Genomic DNA, 20,385 nt, shown 5'->3' with positions numbered 1-20,385 from the left:
TTTACCCGCGCGGGGCGGGATGTCAAACACACCCCCCGGGGGCCGCCCCACCCCCGGGGGGCGCCCCCCCCCGGTTCATCAGGATTCCTGTTCAAACGAATGTGTGACGTCAGTACAGGATCATTGTTTCCGGGATGCCGTTTTTCCATACGATACGGCTCTCACCCTGGATCAGTGGTTTCAGGTAATCGATCATCTTCTGAGTCACATCGTTTCCGGATTTGTTGATCCAGTCCGCAGGGACTTTTTTCTCAGCATTTGCAGCGACATCGATATCGACAAGGCCGTAGGCCACGCGGTACGGCTTATCGGATGTGCGGATGATGGAAGCCATTTTGCCGCTTTCGCCATTCAGAGCGGCCTGAACTGCTTTCATTCCGACCATACGCGACTCGTCTTCATCGGTTGCGCTCTGAAGGTGGGAGGCGCAGCGCTGCATGAGGTTCAGCTCGATGGATCGAACCTTGCAGCCGATTTTATTGCGAACGAGTGTCTCCAGAACAGAGGAAGCCCCTGCGATATAGGAATGGCCGAAATTGTCGGTCGCCTTAGTCTGGACGATTTCGGAGACATATCTTCCGTCCGAAAGCTTTACGCCTTCACTGACGGCGACCAGTACAGCGTCCTCCTCGGAAAGCTTCTGCTGTACATCCTGGATGAAGGATTCCGGGTAAAAAGGACTCTCGCAGAGGTAAATCAAATCGGGACCTTTTCCGCCGTTCAGACGGGAGAGCGCGGAGGCGGCGGTAAGCCATCCGGCGTTTCTTCCCATCACTTCAACGATGGTGACCGCCTTCTTGGCGTATACATGGCAGTCGCGCTCCAGCTCTGAGAAGGTCGTGGCGATATATTTGGCCGCAGATCCGAACCCCGGGCAGTGATCCGTGCCGCAGAGATCATTGTCAATGGTCTTCGGTGCTCCCATGATGGAGATCCCGGTGATATTGTGTACACGGCAGTACAGGGAGAGCTTGGCAATGGTATCCATGGAATCGTTGCCGCCAATATAGATAAAATAAGAGATGGAATTCTTCTGAAGAATATCGATGATGCGCGCGAGCTGCTTCTGATCCTTCAGCTTCAGGCGGCAGGAGCCGAGAGCAGCGGCCGGTGTCTGGGACAGGAGCTGAAGTGCCTCGGAATTATCGATCTTGTCGCGGAGGTCGATGAAATTTTCCTCCATCACACCCTCGATACCGTTCACGGCACCATAGATATTGTCGATCTGGTCTGAAATCTGTGCACAGCTAATGATCCCGGCAAGGGTTGCGTTGATGGCGGAAGTTGGTCCGCCGGATTGAGCTACGAGCAAATTCTTCACTTTTTATTTATCCTCCGGTTTATTTCTCATTCAGTGTCGTATACAATATAGCATCCCGCTGTAGTGTTGACAATAGAAGGTACGGGAAGGATTCCACGCTCTTCGGTTGTTCACGGACAGACACGACACATCCAAACCACAGCTCCGCCGGCAGGAAGAAGCCTCCAGAAAAAAGACAGAAAGAAAAAAGAAAGACAGAATGAAAAGGTAAAGAGGAAAATACGAAAAACAGGTTCACTTGATGTAAGAAAGATGATATAGTTGAAACTGTACTGTTTTAGTCGGATTTACTGTATAAAGCCGTCGTCAAGCGGGCAGTTTTTGGGCATGCGAAGCATGCACAGAAAACTGCATGCTTGAACGACGCTAACATGTATGAGCATGGAGCGGTGTGAAACACCGCGAGAATGCGAATACATGTGGCAGCTGCGGGAGTTGCGAAGCAACGGAGCAGCTGGCTTTATACAGTATGTGTCACGACTTATCGTATGAGGTTTACTGCATAAGTCCAGCACGGAAGCTGCGAAGCAGCGAAGTGACGCGGGGACTTATACAGTGTGTGGCACGATTATCGTGTGGGCGTTACAGCATGAGTCCAGTCGCAATGTTCTTGGTCCACGGGGAGCTTGCTCACCGGTGGGCAAGAACATTAGCGACGACAACAGGTATGAGCACGAATTTATACATATAATATAGAGAGAAAGAGGATTTTGTAATGAGTAAAAAACAGAGCATCATGGATATTGACACCGTTTCCCTGGATGATGAGAACAGTCAGATTATCATTATTGACCAGACTCTCCTTCCCTATGAGACAAAGACGATTCGTCTGACCACGCAGAATCAGATCTGGGACGCTATCTATACGCTTCAGGTCAGAGGAGCGCCGGCGATCGGGGTGACGGCGGGCTTCGGACTTTATCTCGCCGCAAAGGAGATCGGCGCGCACGCGAAGAGCTTTGATGACTTTTATCCGGAGTTTGTCAAGGCAAAGGATTATCTGGATTCTTCAAGACCGACAGCGGTGAATTTGTCATGGGCTTTGAACATGCTTGACAAGACGGCACAGAAGAACCGGGACAAAACGGTTCCGGAGATTGTGGAGGCTCTGCACCGTGAGGCCGTCCGGATTCAGGAAGAGGATATCTGGGCCTGCCATAAGCTTGGCGAGTACGGCCTGACCCTTGTGAAGCCCGGGGACGGACTGCTGACGCACTGCAATGCCGGAAAGCTTGCCGCGACACGCTACGGCATGGCGACGGCGCCGATGTATCTCGGGCAGGAAAAGGGCTATCATTTCCATGTGTACTGCGACGAAACCCGTCCGGTGCTTCAGGGCGCGCGGCTGACGGCGAAGGAACTGATGGATTCCGGAATCCATACGACCGTCATCTGTGACAACATGTCCAGCTCTCTGATGAAGGAGGGTAAGGTTCAGGCTGTTTTTGTCGGCTGTGACCGTGTGGCGGCGAACGGAGATACCGCAAACAAGATCGGGACCTCGGTTGTTGCTATCGTGGCAAAGCATTATGGCGTTCCGATGTACATCATGGCTCCGACTTCCACAATTGATATGAATACGCCGGACGGCAGCAAAATCCGCATCGAGCAGAGAAAGCCGGAAGAGGTAACCGAGATGTGGTACAAGAAGAGAATGGCGCCGGAGGGAGTCAAGGTCTACAATCCCGCCTTTGACGTAACGGATCATGAGCTGATCACCGCGATTGTGACGGAATACGGAATTGCGAGACCGCCTTATACGGAATCGCTGAAGAAAATCATGGAGATAAAAGCTGAAGCGATGAAAGAGAAGGAATAAGGATACCCGGTGCGGATGAGAGTTGAGGAGGGTGCTTTATGAATGATGAGGTAAAAGAGATGACAAATGAGCTTGACAAGTTCATGAAGAATAAGGAGGCCACAAGCGAAAAGACGGAGGCTCTGGTCGAGGAGATGCTGAAAAGCTATCGGGAATATCCGGTCAGCACCCGTCTGAATGTGACAAATATCCTGAACCGGGAGACATTGATCGATGTGCTGCAGAAGGTGCGTGAGATCCTTTTTCCGGGATATTATGACAACAGCAGGGTGCGGGCTGAATACGTGAAATATACGGTCGGCGAAAAAATTGAGTTTGTGCAGTATCATCTGACAAAGCAGGTGGCCATTGCGCTCGGCACACAGGAAATCTGTGAGGAGTGTGAGCGGTCCGTTTTGCTGCAGAGGGCGGAGAAGATTGTCGATGATTTTCTCGATCAGCTTCCGAAGCTGCGGGAAATTCTGGCTACAGACATACAGGCTTTCTATGAAGGCGATCCTGCGGCATACAGTTTTGACGAAATTATCCTCAGCTATCCCGGTCTGATGGCAATTACCGTCTACCGGATCGCCCATGAACTGTGGAATCTGAAGGTTCCGCTGATTCCGCGGATTATGACAGAATATGCGCATGGCAAGACGGGGATCGACATTCATCCCGGCGCGACCATCGGAAAATATTTTTTCATCGATCACGGTACCGGCATCGTCATCGGCGAGACAACCGAGATCGGCGACCATGTCAAGATCTATCAGGGCGTGACACTGGGCGGCCTGTCAACGAGAAAAGGGCAGGCACTGAAGGGCGTGAAGAGGCATCCTACGATCGGCAACAATGTCACGATCTATTCCGGCACATCAGTGCTCGGAGGAAATACCGTCATCGGTGACAATGTGACCATCGGCGGCAACACGTTTGTGGTCCGGTCGGTTCCCGCGGATATGAAGGTCAGCGCGAGGGCGCCGGAGCTGGAGTATTCACACGGCCCATCGCAGGGCACCGATAAGGATACTTATTGGGATTTTGTAATTTGAAGCGGATAGGGCTGTGAAGAATAGGACGGGGATCTCCCTCTGTTTTGTCGGATGACAAAGGAAAGAGAGGGATCTCTGTCTTTTTGTGGCGGAAAGAAAAATACAAAAATGAACATTTTGTTGGAATTTTGTGGTTTTATTGACATTTCGACCGGATACTCGTATACTTGAAATGAAATGCAGAAGTCTGAGTGACAGATTTTTTCATGATTTGCCTGATATCATGATTTTTATGATGCCAGGGTATGTATGATATGGTGATGCGGACTGCCGCGTGCTTTGCGCGTGCGCAATCCGGCGGGTATTCCGGGGTGGAAGTATGGATCAGAACAGGATGACGGAAAATATCGTGAGTCAGATCAGAGGCAGCATTCCTCTGAAGACGGCGAAGGTTCTTATGGACCGGGTGGAGGAATATGCTAGGCAGAAGGGACTCGCCTGTGTCATTGCGGTCGATGATGCCCATGGCAATCCGATTGCAGTTCATGTGATGGAGGATGCCTTCCTTGTGAGTTATGAGGTCGCGACCCAGAAGGCCTATACTGCGGTCGCGGTGAAGATGTCAACGATGCAGGTCCATGAGATGATACAGCCCGGAGGCACCTTCTACGGGCTTGAGTCCATGAACAACGGGAGAATCATCGGATTCGGCGGCGGCGTACCGTTGAAGATCGGAGACAAGATCGTCGGAGGTCTCGGCGTAAGCGGGGGAACCGGTGAGCAGGACAATGACGTGGCGGAGTTTGGCCTGAAGGTTTTCGCGGAGATTACCGGGCAGGCGTGACGTGTTCCGGAGCCGAAGGCGCCCGGACTCCTCACATCGGGAGAACTGCATGTTCTCGAGAGTGGAGTGCTGAATCGTCACATCACATCATCTTTAGAATTTATAGGGTTGATTAAAGAGTCGGTTAAAGGGCCGATGGAACATCATGGCGGATGGATACTTTGTGTATCTCCGCCATTTTTTTATGCGAACAGTGAGCCGCAGCCGAATGCGAAGTATTCGTGTGTGACGAGCGTCGCGATAGCGAGATAAAACTCGCGTAGCGTGTTTTATCTCGTTGTTTAGTTGTTGCGGAGAAAAAATGCAGACGGGTTGTATTTGCAAGAACTACTGATATATGAACAGCTGATATTGTGGAATTGTGTTGAGTTATTCCCTGATAAATGTGGTTTTTTGAAAGATTCGACCCTGTTTCTATTGATAAACGATCATCCGGGATGTATAATGGATCCAAATACTATGAGTGGCACTGTCGGGTTGAGACAGGCAGATGCTCTGGGTTTTTATCCTGTCCGGGACATGGGGTTTCGGACTTTCCGGGGGCAGTTGTTAAGTGCCCCGCATCCGATTTCGGTGATTATTGCGCCGGGATCAAATGACATGTTCACGTGATTTCAGACATTGCGGAGAAAATGAAGCATGAGAAGATCAAAGAGATTTGAGGTTCTGGACCAGCGTCCGGTAAATAAGGATGGCTATATCAATGAATGGCCGGAGATGGGCTTTGTCGCCATGAAGAGTCCGTATGATCCGAAGCCGTCTGTCCGGGTGGAGAACGGGCAGATCGTTGAGTTGGATGGAAAGAAGCGGGAAGATTTTGACTTCCTGGATACCTTCATCGCGGATTACGCCATCAATATCGCACGCGCGGAACAGTCCATGAAGATATCGGCGCTGGATATCGCGAAGATGATTGTGGATATTCATGTGTCAAGGAAAGAGGTTCTGGAGGTGATCTCCGGAATCACGCCGGCGAAGATGACGGAAGTCATCAATGAGCTTAATGTGGTTGAGCTGATGATGGGCATGCAGAAGATGCGCGCGAGGAAGAAACCCGGAAATCAGGCGCATATCACCAATCTGAAGGATGATCCGGTTCAGATTGCGGCCGATGCGGCGGAGGGCGCGCTCCGGGGATTTGCGGAGGAGGAGACGACGATGGGTGTCGCGAGATACGCGCCGCTTGACGCCATGGGTCTTCTGATCGGTTCGCAGGTCGGCCGGCCGGGTGTACTGACGCAGTGCTCATCAGAGGAGGCAACCGAGCTGGAACTCGGAATCCGGGGACTTACGACTTATGCGGAGACGCTCTCGGTATACGGAACGGAGAAGGTATTTATCGACGGCGACGATACGCCTTATTCAAAGGCGTTTCTGAATTCATCCTACGCATCCAGAGGACTGAAGGTCCGCTTTACCTCCGGATCAGGCTCCGAGGTACTGATGGGAAGCAGCGAGATGAAATCCATGCTCTATCTGGAGTGCAGATGCCTCTATGTGACGAAGGGCTGCGGAAGTCAGGGGATTCAGAACGGCTCTGTCAGCTGCATCGGCATACCGGGATCGGTGCCTGCGGGTATCCGGGAGGTTCTGGGAGAAAATCTTGTGGCGGCACTTCTCGGGCTTGAGTGCGCTTCGTCGAATGATCAGAGCTTTTCCAACTCCGATATGCGCCGCACCGCGAGAACGATGCTGCAGTTCCTTCCGGGGACTGACTTCATTTTCTCGGGCTACGCAGCGGAGCCGAACTATGACAATATGTTTGCAGGTTCCAATTTTGACGCGGAAGACTTCGACGATTACAACGTCTTTCAGCGTGACATGCAGGTGGACGGCGGCCTGAGACCGGTAAAGGAAGAGGATGTCATAGCCGTCCGCAATAAGGCAGCAAAGGCTGTTCAGGCGGTGTTCCGCCAGCTCGGTCTCGCGGAGGTGTCCGACGAACAGGTGGATGCGATCACGTATGCCCACGGCAGCAAGGATACACTTCCGAGAGATGTCGCGGCGGATCTGATGTCGGCGGAAGATGTTATGAAGCGGGGCATCACCGGGATCGATGTGGTGAAGGCGCTCGCCGACAGTGGCTTCACGGATGTCGCGGAGAGCGTGCTCTCCATGCTGAAGCAGCGTGTGATTGGCGATTACATGCAGACTGCGGCGATCCTCGACAGCGATTTCCATGTGATGTCCGGGGTGAATACGCCGAACGATTATATGGGACCGGGAACCGGGTATCGTGTGGAAGGGAAGCGCTGGGAAGAGATCAAGCGTATCCCGCATCGTATCAATCCTATGGATATTTAGGAGGACAGCATGCAGGTTTCACAGGAATTAATTGAGAAAATTACAGAAGAGGTTGTCCGTCAGATCCGAAGCCGCGGGAATTCCGGTTCGGCTTACGACGCAAACGGTTTCCGCAGGGTAGTTGCCGGGGAGCTTGGGGAGGACGATATTCCCTCCATGGCGGGCAGAACCAGAATCAATGAGAATAAGAGTGATTACTCCGCATACAGAAAGGCGGAGAAGGGCACGGATCCGAAGGAGATCGTCATCGGCGTGGGCGCCGCGTTCCAGAGGGAGATCAAGAAAACTATCGGCGGAATTCCGCTCGACGAGGTCATCCGGAATGTAAGGGCTGGAATTGAGGAAGAGGGGATGATCCCCCGTGTGGTGAAAGTCCTTGACACATCAGACGTCGGTTTTATGGCGCTTGAATCTGCAAAGCTGTCGGGTTCCGGAATCGGTATCGGAATTCAGTCCAAGGGAACGACCGTAATCAGCCAGAAAGACCTGTACCCGCTTTCCAATCTGGAGCTTTTTCCGCAGGCACCGCTGATGACACTGGAGACGTACCGGAGAATCGGACAGAATGCAGCGAAGTACGTCAAAGGGGAGAATGTTACGCCGATTCCGTCTGTCAATGATCCGATGGTCAGACCGAAGTATCAGGTAAAGGCGGCAATCATGCATATCGCGGAGACGGAGCAGCTGGATCCGAAGCTCGGAATCATTGAATGGGAGGAAAAATGATGCAGTATCCTTTGGGTGAACATGAGAGAGACCGTATTACTTCCAGAACCGGGAAGAAGCTGGATGAGCTTTCACTGGATGAGGTGAGGAAGGGACATGTGGCTCCCGATGACATCAAGATCTCCGCGGAGATGCTCCGTGCTCAGGGAGAGGTTGCGGATCAGGCAGGTAATGCCCCGATGAAGAAAAACTTCGAGCGTGCGGCGGAGCTGACCAATGTACCAGATGATGTGATCCTCAGAATGTACAACAAGCTCAGACCGAACCGGGCGACGAAGACAGAGCTTGCACGGATGGCAGAGGAACTTCTGGAAAAATATCAGGCGCCGAACTGCGCGAAGCTTGTTCTGGAGGCGGCTGAGGTGTACGAAAAGAGGGGGATCCTGCTTCCGGATCAGAAGTAAGCGCGCACGGAAAACGGCATGCCTGAAAGATGCGGCAGGCCGACGAAGCCGGTCGCATGTGGCAGCTGCGAAGCAGCGGAGCAGGTGGCTTTATACATATTGCGGCGCTCCGCTTGCATGGCATGGGCGGTTACTACAGGAGCTGCTTTTGGAATATATTATCGTAATTTTCATCAGAAAATATCCATCAAAAAATTTCCATCAGAAAATATCCATCAGAAAATATCCGCGAGGTTAGGGCTTTGAGCATAGTAGCAGGTGTAGATATCGGAAATTCCACAACAGAGGTCTGTATCGGAGAATACAGTGAAGGGGAGAATTTGCGCTTCCTGTCCGGGGCTTCGGTCATGACGACGGGGACCAAGGGAACCGCGGCAAATATTCACGGGATCCTTGCGGCTCTGAAGGAAGCCATGGGCCGGATCGGCAGGGAAGTTTCCGGGATTGACCTGATACGGCTGAACGAAGCGGCTCCGGTTATCGGCGACACGGCGATGGAAACGCTGACGGAGACGATCATCACGGATTCTTCCATGATCGGGCACAATCCCTCTACTCCGGCCGGGGCCGGGCAGGCGGCGGGGGAACTGCTCTCGTTTGAACGGCTGGACCGGGGACTGCCCGGGACACCGTACATTGTCTTTGTCCCGGGAAATCACGGCTATGAAGAGGTGGCAAGAAGGATTAATGAAACGGCCGGACGGCTGAATGTGGTCGGGATGATTCTTCAGGCGGACGAAGCGGTTCTTGTGGAGAACCGTCTTACGCGGAAGATTCCTATCGTCGATGAGGTGAAGAGAATCGACAAGATCCCGGACGGCAAGATGGCGGCGATTGAGGTAGCTCTTCCCGGTCAGTTTATCCGGATGCTCTCAAATCCCTACGGCATTGCCACACTGCTTCATCTCAATGCGGATGAGACGCGGACCGTGACACCGATTGCCAAGAGCCTGATTGGAAACCGGAGCGCAGTTGTGATCCGGACGCCGAACGGAGACATCCGGGAGAATGTGCTTCCAGCCGGAGAGATTTATCTGGATGCGGAACATCCGATCAGAATTTCTCTGGACGAAGGTGCAGATAAGATCATGAAAGCGGTCGGTGATGCGGGCAGAATCCGTGATGTGACCGGCCAGGCGGACACCAACGTAGGAAATATGCTCAGCCGCATCCGGAAGAGCATGAGTGAAGTAAGCGGAGAAGCAGATGCGGATATTCATATCACGGATATTCTGGCAGTGGACACGCTTGCGCCGGTACTGATTTCCGGAGCGCTTGCCGGCGAGACCTGCCTGGAGAAGGCGGTGGGAATCGCCGCGATGGTGCGTACGCAGCAGCTTCCCATGCGGCAGATCGCGGAGAAGCTGTCGGAGGTGCTGCACACCCGGACGACGGTTGCGGGTGTGGAAGCGGTCATGGCGAGCCTGGGAGCGCTTACGACGCCGGGCACTGCCCTTCCGCTCGCTATCCTGGATATGGGAGGCGGATCGACCGATGCCGCGATTATCCGGGAAAACGGAAGCGTATCGCTGACGCATCAGGCGGGTGCCGGGGAACTGGTATCCATGCTGATTCAGACAGAGCTGGGTCTGGACAACCGCTACATGGCGGAGCAGATCAAAAAATATCCGCTGGCGAAGGTTGAGAGTCTCTTTCATATGAGAATGGAAAACGGCGAGATGTATTTCGTGCAGGAATCCATCGACCCGAGGTTTTACGGAAGAGTGGTACTGCTCACGGAGTCGGGGCTGGTCCGTGTGGAAAAGGATGTCCCGATGGAGCGGATCCGTGAGATCCGCCGTGAAGCAAAGAAAAAGGTATTCCTCACCAATGCGCTGCGAGCTTTGCGCTATGTGGCTCCGGATCACAATCTGCGGAAAATATCAAATGTGGTTCTTGTAGGAGGTTCGGCAGCGGATTTTGAGATTCCGGAGATGCTGATGGAAGAATTCGCCGGATACGGAATTGTCTGCGGCAGAGGAAACATCAGAGGAACGGAGGGACCGAGGAACGCGGTCGCGACCGGACTGGTGCTCTCCTACGGAGGCGAGAAGAGATGATCAGCCAGAGACCATCAATTTTTATTTATACACATCGCGCGGACAATGATTTTCTGCGGGAGATACAGGCGGGAATCGAGGAAGAGAATGTTGCGTCTGAGGTATTTGAGATGGATGAGTCAGACGCGGACATTCTGGCGTCTGACGCGTGCAATGCCTCGATGATGGGTTCTGGCATCGGGATATCCGGTGAGAATGTTTCCTTTCAGATGCGGGGCCGGAGGCCGGGGGAGTGCGTGTGCAGCGTCCATATGCCGACCTTTGCCGCATGCAGGATCATCGGCTCCAACAGCGCGAGAGTGATGAAAAAACAGTGCCTCAGAGACCTGGAGTAGAGCCTTATTGTTCTATACTCCTCAGGGAGAGGCTCCGGACAGAGGCATTTCAGATATACCGGTATATGAAATTCATATGAAGGACAGACAATCAATGAAAATCTATACGAAAAACGGTGATAACGGAAGGACATCTCTTCTGAACGGACAGAGCGTTCTGAAGACGGATGACAGAATTGAACTCCTCGGCACCATAGACGAATTGAACAGCCAGATCGGCATGGCAAAGGTTCTTGCGGACGATGAGCTCTGGGAAAGACTGACCCATATTCAGAAGACGCTGATGTTCATGATGTCCGGGGTGGCCGCGCCTATGAAGCGGGAATACCGTTTTGAGGAATCGGAGACGCAGAAGCTGGAAGGGTGGATCGATGCTACGGAGGATTCTTTTCCGCGGGTGAAAGATTTTGTGCTCTACGGCGGATGCGAAGAATCCGCAAGGCTGGATGTGGCCCGGGCGGTTGCGCGGAGAGCAGAGCGAAGGTTTCGTGTCGTCGCGCAGAAGTTTGTAGCAGATAAGAAGGCGATGCAGTACATGAACCGTCTGTCCGATTTTCTGTATGTTTCAGCCAGATACGCGGATTATAAAGCGGAGAATATCCGGAGTGAGGGAGTCCGCCAGGAGGTGATCCGCGACATCCTGAAGGAACCGCACGGCTCCAGGAGGAGGATTGACAACTGAGCGGGAAGCAGGATAGGGAGGAAGGACAGAAATGTACGTGTGCGACATGCATACTCATTCAATCGCCAGCGGGCACGGTACCTCGAGTACCATCGCGGATATGGCGAAGGCCGCTGCAGCGAAGGGAATTCAGGTGCTGGGCATCACCGATCACGGTCCCGCAACTGTTGCGGCTGGCACAGAATCGTACTTCAGAAGCCTGGCTTACGCTCTGGAGTTTCGTGCGGGGGTTCGGATCTGTTATGGCGCGGAAGTAAATATTGTAGATTTTGCTGGAAACATTGATCTTCCGGATGACATATTGGACGGTCTGGATTATGCGATCGCCAGCATTCATCATCCTAATCTGAAGCCGGGGAGCGCTGTGGCCAACACCCTGGCTTATACGCAGGCAATGAGGCATCCAAAGGTGCGGATCATTGGTCATCCGGATGACGCGAGATATCCGGTTGACTATGAACTCCTGGCAGACGCGGCTGCGGAATATGGTGTCATTCTCGAGGTAAATAATTCCTCGCTTTCCCCTGACGGCTACCGGGGAGATACAAGACCGAATGACCTGAAAATGCTCGCGGCATGCAGAAAGCGAAATCTTCCGGTCATCATGGCGAGCGACAGCCACGGACCCGGTCATATCGGTGATTTTACCTGGGCGGAACGGATTCTGAGGGAGGTAAATTATCCGGAGGAGCTGATTCTGAACAGCAGGCCGGAGAAAATCCGCGAGGCTCTGAGGATCGGCGAAGTCAGACGGAAACCTTCACGCAGCCGTCAGAGCGGGATGGAGAAGCTTCGTGGGGCTTTGCGGGGCAGTTGATGAAACGAAGAGAAACCAACAAAATCGGTCCCAGAACGGGCTCAGAAACCACACAAAACAACACGATTCTATTGACATTGTTGAAGCGTATGATATAATGTCATCAGGATAAAAACCAACTAAACTCAAAACCAATCAAAATGATGCATTTCAAGGAGGAAGTAGCAAATGGCTGTTAATGAGTTTGAAATTAAGAAACAGATCTGCGACATCGGAAAGAGAATCTACAACCGCAACATGGTTGCAGCGAACGATGGAAACATTTCCGTAAAGCTGGATGATCATACATTCCTTTGCACACCGACAGGCGTTTCCAAGGGATTCATGACTCCGGAATATATCTGCAAGATTGATGAGAAAGGCCAGGTGCTTCATGCTAATCCGGGCTTCAAACCTTCTTCTGAGATCAAGATGCATTTAAGAGTATACGAAAAGAGACCGGATGTCGGATCTGTCGTTCACGCTCATCCCGTATATGCGACAAGCTTCGCAATTGCAGGCATTCCGCTGACACAGCCGATTATGCCGGAGGCAGTCATTGCGCTCGGCTGCGTACCGATCGCTCCTTACGGAACCCCTTCCACAATGGAGATCCCGGACGCTGTTGAGAAATATCTTCCGTACTTTGATGCGGTGCTTCTTGAGAGCCACGGCGCTCTGACCTATTCTGTAGATCTGCTTTCCGCATATCTGAAGATGGAGTCGGTTGAGTTCTACGCACAGCTGCTGTATCAGTCAAAGATGCTGGGCGGCCCGAAGGAGTTCGACAAGGCAACGGTTGAGAGACTGTATGAAATCCGCCGTCAGATGGGTCTTCCGGGCAAGCATCCGGCAAACCTCTGCCAGAACAAGGGCACGCTGAACTGCCATAACTGCGGCGGCTCCTGCAACAGCGACGGACTCGGCGAGCATACAGGATCCACATACGCGCATGGCGCTGAGAGCAATGCCGATACCGTTGCGGAGATCACAAAGAAGGTAATGGAGCAGCTCGGACTCAACAAGTAAACCACCGGCCCGCAAGGACGGGCACGGCATGAATTGTATAATATATCGGAGGTAATTATCGTGCCAGTTGATGAACGCATGGTGAAAAACATTGTTCAGGAAGTCATGGCAAAGATGAATATCAACGACAGCGCTTCCGGCAAGCACGGCATTTTCAAGGACATGAACGATGCGATTGAAGCTGCGAAGAAAGCCGAGAAGGTTGTCCGGGTAATGTCTCTTGATCAGAGAGAGAAGATCATCACCATCATCCGCCGCAAGATTCGTGAGAATGCGGAGCTGATGGCCCGCATGGCGGTTGACGAAACCGGAATGGGCAATGTTGGACATAAGATTCTGAAGAATTATCTTTGTGCAGATAAGATTCCGGGAACGGAGGATATTACCACAGAAGCATACTCCGGAGACCGCGGACTTACTCTTGTCGAGGAGGGCCCGTTCGGAGTCATTGGTGCAATTACACCCTGCACAAATCCGCAGGAGACAATTTTCTGCAACACAATCGGAATGCTTGCGGCAGGCAATACAGTAGTATTTAATCCGCATCCGCAGGCAATCAAGACAACAATCTACGCGATCAACATGATGAACGAGGCTTCCCTGGAGGCCGGCGGTCCGGACAACATCGCGTGCACCGTTGAGCATCCGACGCTGGATACCAGCTCCGTTATGATGCATCACAAGGATATTCCTCTTCTGGTAGCTACCGGAGGTCCGGGCGTTGTAACCGCGATTCTTTCCTGCGGCAAGAGAGGAATCGGAGCCGGAGCAGGAAATCCGCCTGCACTGGTTGATGAGACGGCGGACATCCGCAAGGCGGCGGAGGACATCGTAAACGGATGCACCTTCGACAATAACCTTCCTTGCATCGCTGAGAAAGAGATCGTCGCTGTACAGCAGGTCGTTGACGAGCTGCTGCACTACATGGTAACCGAGCAGGGATGCTATCTCGCATCCAAGGAAGAACAGGACGCTCTCATCCGCACCGTCATGGATGAAAAGGGCAAGCTGAACCGCAAGTGTGTGGGACGTGACGCCAGAACACTTCTGTCCATGATCGGAGTTGAAGCGGATCCGGGTATCCGCTGCATCACATTCGTCGGAGAAAAAGAGAATCCTCTGATTTCCACGGAGCTGATGATGCCGATTCTGGGTATTGTCCCGGCAAAGGATTTTGATGACGCTGTTGAGAAATGCGTATGGCTGGAGCATGGCAACCGCCATTCCGCCCACATTCATTCTCATGATGTGGAACGCATTACGAAGTATGCAAGAGCAATGGATACCGCAATCCTCGTCAAGAACGGCCCGTCCTACGCGGCTCTGGGCTATGGCGGAGAAGGAATCTGCACCTTCACTATTGCGTCCAGAACAGGCGAGGGACTTACAAGCGCCAAGACCTTCACGAAGAAGAGACGCTGCGTAATGGTAGACAGCCTTTGCATCCGCTGATCAGGAGGAAATTACAGAATGGATATGAATCAGAATAATATAGAGGAGATTGTAAGACAGGTACTTTCAAGCATGTCCGGAGCACCGGCACCTGCGAATGCCCCTGTTGCGGCACCTGCCTCAAGCGGTCCGATTCCGAAGACCGCGCATGTGGCGATGCTCACAGCACTTCAGCACTATGATGTGAAGGAGTTCCCGATCCCGGAGGTCGGCGACGATGATATCCTCGTAAGAGTCGAGGGAACCGGAATCTGCGGAACTGATCAGCATGAATTCAAGAAAGATCCCTTTGGTCTGATCCCGGTTGCTCTGGGACATGAGGGAACCGGAGAGATTGTAAAGATCGGTAAGAATGTAAAGGTTGACAGCGCCGGAAATCCGGTAAAGGTCGGCGACAAGATCGTCACCTGCATGATGTTCAAGGATGATCCGGACATCACAATGTTCGACCTGAACAAGAAAAATGTCGGAGCGGCTGATGTATACGGACTGATCCCGGATGATGACATTCATCTGAACGGATGGTTCTCCGACTACATCTTCATCAAAGGTTCCCGCGGATCTACATTTTTCAATGTATCTGACATGGATCTGAAGAGCCGTATCATCATCGAGCCAGCGGCGGTTCTGGTACATGCGGTTGAGAGAGCAAAGACGACCGGAATCCTTCGATTCAACAGCCGCGTAGTCGTACAGGGCGTCGGACCGATCGGACTTCTGTGCGTCGCGGTTCTCCGCACGATGGGTATTGACAACATTACAACGGTGGACGGCAATGATTCCAGACTGGAGTTCTCCAAGAAGATGGGAGCTACCAAGACAGTCAACTTCATGAACTACAAGGGAATCGACAACCTGGCGAACGCTGTTGCCGAGACCTTTGACGGACATCTGGCAGATTTCGCTTTCCAGTGCACAGGATCACCGGTCGCGCACTCCAATATCTACCATTTCATCCGCAACGGCGGCGGGCTGTGCGAGCTTGGCTTCTTCATCAACAACGGAGATGCCACGATCAATCCGCACTTTGATCTCTGCTCCAAGGAGATCAACCTCGTGGGATCCTGGGTATATACACTGAGAGACTACGTCACAACCTTCTCCTTCCTGAAGAGAGCAAAGGCAATTGGCCTTCCGGTAACGGATCTGATCACAGATGCGTTCCCGCTCGACAAGATCAATGAGGCACATGAGTTCGCTCTGGCACAGAAGGGATTCAAGATCGCGGTTACAAATGTACCGCTTGACGGAAATACAAATAATCACTGATGATGCTTGACATCAGTCGGAATGACTACGATACTGATTGAAAGGAGTGCAGGACAATGGCAAAAGCCGTGGGTATTCTGGAGGTTTATGGTCTGACGTGCGCCTTTGTGGCTGCCGACGCCGGATGTAAGGCTGCCAATGTCACACTGGAGGTTTTTGACAAGAATAAGCCTGCACATGCCGATGAGCTTCCGGTTCCTCTTCTCGTCACGGTGAAGTTCAGAGGAAATGTCTCTGAGGTAAACGCGGCGATGGAGGCCGGGATCGAAAAGGCAAAAGAGATCAGCGGAGTTGTGCAGCACTACGTAATTCCCAATCCGGATGATCCGGGTGTTGAAAAGATGCTGAAAATCAGCGCACTAGACAAGTTTTGAACTTATCAGGAGGATTTGAGAAATGTCACAGGAAGCTTTAGGTATGATTGAGACCAGAGGTCTTACAGCTGCAATCGAGGCAGCCGATGCTATGACCAAGGCAGCAGAAGTTCATCTGATCGGTACAGAAAAGATCGGATCCGGACTGGTAACTGTACTTGTCCGCGGCGATGTCGGCGCTACAAAGGCTGCCGTAGAAGCCGGAAGCGCTGCTGCATCCAGACTTGGAGAGCTGGTTGCCACACACGTAATTCCGAGACCTCATGAGGATGTTGAGTACATTCTGCCGCATAATCTCGAGTAATCACTGAAGGAGCTGACGATCCATGGGAAATGCGTATGGCTTTATAGAAATAGTAGGCGTAACCGCAGCTATGGACGCCGTCGATATCATGTGCAAGGCAGCCGATGTGAGGCTTGCTTCCTGGGAACGGAAGCTCGGAGGACGTCTGGTCACCTTGATTATTGAAGGAGATGTCTCCTCTGTACAGACAGCGGTTGACGCGGTCATGAGGGAGTGCATCAAGAAACCAACTCTGAAAGCGGTCATTGCGAACCCACATGAGGAAATTGTAAAAATGGTTCAACTGAGCGCAAGCAGATGGAGAACAGTGGGAGATTACGCATGGCGGAAATAAAGAAAACGAAGGTAAATCCTTCCGGTAATGAATCCGCAGAAAAAGCCGCGGCTGCGGAGCAGAAGAAGCCCGCAGAGAAGAAGATTATTTCGGAAACGGTGAAAAATATGGACGCCGGCACAGCAGAACCTGCAAAAGCAGGGAAGCCTGCAGAAGCAGAGAGGCAGGAAGAAGCAGAGAAGCCTGCAGAAGGGCAAAAAACTGCAGAAGCAGAAAAGCCTTTAGAGGCGGAGCAAACTGCAGGAGAGGTAAAGTCCGCTGCACCGGAGAAGGCTGCGGAGACGGCTGAAGCTGACAGCATGGATTCAAAAGCCGAATCAGAAAAGACAGAAACCGTTCATATCGAAGAATCAGATAAAACACCAGTAAAAGCGGATGAGCCCGCACACACGAATTTCAAGGAGGAAAGAAAAATGACACAGGAAGCTTTAGGAATGGTTGAGACAAGAGGACTTGTAGCTGCAATCGAGGCAGCCGATGCGATGTGCAAGGCAGCAAACGTAAGCCTGATCGGAACAGAGAGAATCGGTTCCGGACTCGTAACTGTTATGGTTCGCGGTGATGTAGGCGCTGTAAAATCCGCAGTTGAAGCCGGCGGAAACAATGCTTCCCGTCTTGGTGAGCTGGTTGCGACTCACGTAATTCCGAGACCGCATCAGGATGTTGAGATGATCCTTCCGCATCTGAATAAGTAAGCATTTGTACCTTCAGGGGTTGCGAGGCTTATCAACGAAAGTATTAAAGTTCAATTCAGATAACGAGGTGTCATTTTGGATACAAATCAGATTGAAACCATCACCCGCATGGTGATTGAATCCTTAAACAAAGCGGAGGAAAAGCCCTCTAAGGGATTTCTCGTTCCGGTTGGTGTATCCGCGAGACACGTACATCTGACACAGGAGCATGTAGAGGCTCTGTTCGGTCCGGGCTATCAGCTCACCAAGAAGAAGGATCTGATGGGTGGGCAGTTTGCATCGAACGAGCAGGTTACCATCGTGGGTCTCAAGCTCCGTGCCATTGAAAATGTTCGTATTCTGGGACCTGTGAGAAAACAGACACAGGTTGAGATTTCCGCAACGGACGCAAGGACGCTCGGCATCAAAGCACCGATCCGTCAGTCAGGCGATATCGCAGGAAGCGCGCCGATCGCGATTGTAGGGCCAAAGGGAGCCATTTATCTCAACGAGGGAGCGATCATTGCGATGCGCCACATCCATATGTCTCCGAGAGATGCTGAGGCAGCCGGCCTCAAAAATGGCGACATTGTTTCCGTAAAGGCTGAGAATGATCGCGGAACAATCTTCAATCACGTGGTAATACGTGTAGATAAGAGCTTTACTCTTGAGATGCACATTGATACCGACGAGGCAAATGCGGCGGGAATCAAACAGGGCGATACGGTAACCATTATTCAGTAGTCGGATCCTGATTTTCGGTGCTGCCATGTTCTGCAAGATAAATTTCTTGCAGTTCGGCAGCACTGCTTGTACATATAATAGTAATCGTAGTTTTCTGCACACGGAGCCCGGGGCGTGGTGTGCGCCTGAAAGTTCTGTCTGCATTTTACGGATGAAAGAATCATACAAGGAATCATCCAATCCGTGTTTTACGGATGAAAGAATCATACAAGGAATCATCCAATCCGTGTTTTTTGAATGACGGAATCATACGGAGGATTATCCGGTTCGTATTTTTAAGCTGAAAGAATTATATAAAGGATAATGATGGAGGAAATATGATAGCAGGAAAGGTTGTAGGAAGTCTGATTTCCACCCGTAAAAGTGAAAAGCTGGTCGGAAATAAATTTATGATCGTAGAACCACTGCATCATATGGCGGCGGACACACGCCAGATCATAGCCATCGATGTAATCGGTGCCGGAATTGGTGAATATGTTTTGATTGCACAGGGAAGTGCTGCCAGAATCGGCTGTGATATGCAGGACGCTCCGGTAGACGCGGCAATCGTCGGCATCATCGATGACAACGGTTATTTTGAAGAAGAAAATTCTGGAATGGAGAAAGCATGAAATTTGAGGAGTTGCAGCAAAAACTGAAGGACGGCGGCGTGGTCGGTGCCGGTGGCGCCGGATTTCCGTCCTATGCAAAGTTAAATAAAAATGCGGATACCATTCTGTTAAACTGTGCAGAATGCGAACCGCTTCTGCAGCCACATAGACAGCTGCTCCGCAGTCATGCGGATGAGATTCTCGCGGGACTTCACATGGTAGCCGAGACCGTCGGGGCAAAGCAGGCGATCATCGGAATCAAGAAGTCCTATGAACATGCAATTGCAGCCGTCGAAAAAGAAATCGGCAAATATCCGGAGATGAAGATTCATTACCTTCAGGAAGTATATCCGATGGGGGATGAGGTCATCCTGATCTACGAGTGTACCGGACGGGTCGTTCGTCCGGGCGGTCTTCCGATCGAGCAGGGCTGCATTGTATATAATGTAGAAACCATGTACAACATCTATCGGGCTGCGGTAGAGGATAAGCCGGTCACCTTCAAATATCTGACGATTATCGGTGAGGTATCAAAGCCGATCACAGTTCCTGTATCTGTCGGATGTTCCTTCAAATCTGTGGTGGATCTCGCGGGAGAGCTTACCTGTGAGGATCCGGTGTATTTTGTCGGCGGTCCGATGATGGGCCGTATTCAGCCGCATGATGGAAGGGTTACGAAGACAACAAACGCAATTCTTGTTCTTCCGCAGGATCATCCACTTGTCATGAAGAAGCGCAGAAAGTCTAAGATTGATCTGGCGAGAGCCGCGTCAATCTGCTGTCAGTGTGAGACATGTACCGATTTGTGTTCGCGTCATGCGCTCGGACACCCGATTGATCCCGCAAGATTTATGAGATCCGCCTCCAATGCGGATTTTCAGGATCTGAACCCGTTCCTGAATACAAACTTCTGCTCACAATGTGGTATCTGCGAGCTGTATGCGTGCCCGCAGGACCTTGCGCCGAGGACCTTGATCGGAGAGTACAAGGCGGGGCTGAGGGCAAAGGGAATCAAGCCGCCGGTTGTTGAAGCGGTTCCTGTAAAACCGTCCAGAGAATTCCGGAAGGTTCCGGAGGACAGACTGAAGGCCCGTCTGGGACTGAGCAAGTACGATCTGCCGGCTCCCCTGGATGATGAACTGCAGCCCGAGAAAACCGTACGCATCCTTCTCAGACAGCATATCGGTGCGCCGGCTGTTCCGATCGTCAAGGTCGGTGATCACGTGGAATACAGGCAGATGGTTGCGAAAGCACCGGACGGCCTTGGAGTTGCGATGCACGCATCTCTGCCGGGCGTTGTAACGGACGTGAACGATACGTTCATCAGGATCAGAAAAGAGTAAGAAAGGA

At 52.0% G+C, this 20,385-nt stretch carries 21 protein-coding genes; 20 read left to right on the top strand and 1 reads right to left on the bottom strand.

Annotated elements, in window-relative coordinates; translation table 11 throughout:
* Nucleotides 1–109: 109 nt before the first annotated feature.
* Complete coding sequence (locus ACTQ3A_RS12180) at nucleotides 110–1,321, bottom strand: 6-phosphofructokinase (RefSeq protein WP_441494969.1); 1,212 nt, start codon at nucleotides 1,319–1,321, stop codon at nucleotides 110–112.
* Between the two features lie 715 nt (nucleotides 1,322–2,036).
* Between ACTQ3A_RS12180 and mtnA the strand changes: the two genes are divergently transcribed.
* The 20 genes from mtnA (at nucleotide 2,037) to ACTQ3A_RS12080 (ending at nucleotide 20,378) form a co-directional block, all read left to right on the top strand.
* Nucleotides 2,037–3,140 carry an S-methyl-5-thioribose-1-phosphate isomerase gene (mtnA, locus tag ACTQ3A_RS12175; protein WP_441494968.1) on the top strand — a complete coding sequence of 368 codons (1,104 nt, stop codon included), beginning with the start codon at nucleotides 2,037–2,039 and terminating at the stop codon, nucleotides 3,138–3,140.
* A gap of 38 nt (nucleotides 3,141–3,178) precedes the next feature.
* The gene (gene epsC, locus ACTQ3A_RS12170; RefSeq protein WP_441101289.1) at nucleotides 3,179–4,174 is read left to right on the top strand and encodes a serine O-acetyltransferase EpsC; all 996 of its coding nucleotides are present in this window, start codon (nucleotides 3,179–3,181) and stop codon (nucleotides 4,172–4,174) included.
* 319 nt (nucleotides 4,175–4,493) lie between these two features.
* Nucleotides 4,494–4,958 carry a GlcG/HbpS family heme-binding protein gene (locus ACTQ3A_RS12165; protein ID WP_441101288.1) on the top strand — a complete coding sequence of 155 codons (465 nt, stop codon included), beginning with the start codon at nucleotides 4,494–4,496 and terminating at the stop codon, nucleotides 4,956–4,958.
* A 639-nt stretch (nucleotides 4,959–5,597) separates the two neighbouring features.
* The gene (locus ACTQ3A_RS12160) at nucleotides 5,598–7,262 is read left to right on the top strand and encodes a propanediol/glycerol family dehydratase large subunit (RefSeq protein ID WP_441101287.1); all 1,665 of its coding nucleotides are present in this window, start codon (nucleotides 5,598–5,600) and stop codon (nucleotides 7,260–7,262) included.
* Nucleotides 7,263–7,271: 9 nt separating this feature from the next.
* The gene (locus ACTQ3A_RS12155; RefSeq protein WP_441494967.1) at nucleotides 7,272–7,988 is read left to right on the top strand and encodes a propanediol/glycerol family dehydratase medium subunit; all 717 of its coding nucleotides are present in this window, start codon (nucleotides 7,272–7,274) and stop codon (nucleotides 7,986–7,988) included.
* Nucleotides 7,988–8,392, top strand: a complete 405-nt coding sequence (locus ACTQ3A_RS12150; protein WP_441474144.1) for a diol dehydratase small subunit — start codon at nucleotides 7,988–7,990, stop codon at nucleotides 8,390–8,392. The genes ACTQ3A_RS12155 and ACTQ3A_RS12150 overlap by 1 nt, the downstream gene beginning before the upstream one ends.
* A 242-nt stretch (nucleotides 8,393–8,634) precedes the next feature.
* Entirely contained in the window at nucleotides 8,635–10,452 is a 1,818-nt protein-coding gene (locus ACTQ3A_RS12145; RefSeq protein ID WP_441494965.1) for a diol dehydratase reactivase subunit alpha, read from the top strand.
* A complete protein-coding gene (locus ACTQ3A_RS12140) occupies nucleotides 10,449–10,787 on the top strand; it encodes a glycerol dehydratase reactivase beta/small subunit family protein (RefSeq protein WP_441494964.1) in 339 nt (112 codons plus the stop codon). The genes ACTQ3A_RS12145 and ACTQ3A_RS12140 overlap by 4 nt, the downstream gene beginning before the upstream one ends.
* 76 nt (nucleotides 10,788–10,863) lie before the next feature.
* Entirely contained in the window at nucleotides 10,864–11,469 is a 606-nt protein-coding gene (locus tag ACTQ3A_RS12135) for a cob(I)yrinic acid a,c-diamide adenosyltransferase (RefSeq protein ID WP_441495333.1), read from the top strand.
* Nucleotides 11,470–11,515: 46 nt separating this feature from the next.
* Nucleotides 11,516–12,286 carry a phosphatase gene (locus ACTQ3A_RS12130; RefSeq protein WP_441495332.1) on the top strand — a complete coding sequence of 257 codons (771 nt, stop codon included), beginning with the start codon at nucleotides 11,516–11,518 and terminating at the stop codon, nucleotides 12,284–12,286.
* 168 nt (nucleotides 12,287–12,454) lie between these two features.
* Nucleotides 12,455–13,294, top strand: a complete 840-nt coding sequence (locus ACTQ3A_RS12125; protein WP_441494961.1) for a class II aldolase/adducin family protein — start codon at nucleotides 12,455–12,457, stop codon at nucleotides 13,292–13,294.
* A gap of 60 nt (nucleotides 13,295–13,354) precedes the next feature.
* On the top strand, nucleotides 13,355–14,746 hold the full coding sequence (locus tag ACTQ3A_RS12120) for an aldehyde dehydrogenase family protein (protein ID WP_441474140.1): 1,392 nt from the start codon (nucleotides 13,355–13,357) through the stop codon (nucleotides 14,744–14,746).
* Nucleotides 14,747–14,764: 18 nt separating this feature from the next.
* Nucleotides 14,765–16,015: a zinc-binding dehydrogenase gene (locus ACTQ3A_RS12115; protein WP_441494960.1), complete on the top strand. Its 1,251-nt coding sequence runs from the start codon at nucleotides 14,765–14,767 to the stop codon at nucleotides 16,013–16,015.
* Nucleotides 16,016–16,071: 56 nt separating this feature from the next.
* On the top strand, nucleotides 16,072–16,389 hold the full coding sequence (locus tag ACTQ3A_RS12110) for a BMC domain-containing protein (protein ID WP_441101277.1): 318 nt from the start codon (nucleotides 16,072–16,074) through the stop codon (nucleotides 16,387–16,389).
* Nucleotides 16,390–16,411: 22 nt separating this feature from the next.
* Nucleotides 16,412–16,693, top strand: coding sequence for a BMC domain-containing protein (locus ACTQ3A_RS12105; protein ID WP_441101276.1), 282 nt, complete (start codon nucleotides 16,412–16,414; stop codon nucleotides 16,691–16,693).
* Between the two features lie 22 nt (nucleotides 16,694–16,715).
* Nucleotides 16,716–17,027: a BMC domain-containing protein gene (locus tag ACTQ3A_RS12100; RefSeq protein ID WP_441101275.1), complete on the top strand. Its 312-nt coding sequence runs from the start codon at nucleotides 16,716–16,718 to the stop codon at nucleotides 17,025–17,027.
* 413 nt (nucleotides 17,028–17,440) lie between these two features.
* Complete coding sequence (locus ACTQ3A_RS12095) at nucleotides 17,441–17,722, top strand: BMC domain-containing protein (protein ID WP_441101300.1); 282 nt, start codon at nucleotides 17,441–17,443, stop codon at nucleotides 17,720–17,722.
* A gap of 108 nt (nucleotides 17,723–17,830) precedes the next feature.
* Nucleotides 17,831–18,445 carry a phosphate propanoyltransferase gene (gene pduL / locus ACTQ3A_RS12090; RefSeq protein ID WP_441101299.1) on the top strand — a complete coding sequence of 205 codons (615 nt, stop codon included), beginning with the start codon at nucleotides 17,831–17,833 and terminating at the stop codon, nucleotides 18,443–18,445.
* A 317-nt stretch (nucleotides 18,446–18,762) separates the two neighbouring features.
* Nucleotides 18,763–19,056, top strand: coding sequence for a EutN/CcmL family microcompartment protein (locus ACTQ3A_RS12085; protein WP_441101274.1), 294 nt, complete (start codon nucleotides 18,763–18,765; stop codon nucleotides 19,054–19,056).
* A complete protein-coding gene (locus ACTQ3A_RS12080) occupies nucleotides 19,053–20,378 on the top strand; it encodes a 4Fe-4S dicluster domain-containing protein (protein ID WP_441474137.1) in 1,326 nt (441 codons plus the stop codon). Before ACTQ3A_RS12085 ends, ACTQ3A_RS12080 begins: the two co-directional genes overlap by 4 nt.
* The last annotated feature ends 7 nt before the right edge of the window (nucleotides 20,379–20,385 follow it).

The organism is Bilifractor sp. LCP21S3_F8, assembly GCF_052117805.1.
GTDB lineage: Bacteria > Bacillota > Clostridia > Lachnospirales > Lachnospiraceae > Bilifractor.
The sequence above is the reverse complement of the archived record's forward strand: the minus strand, read 5'-3'. Positions and strand labels throughout refer to the sequence as shown.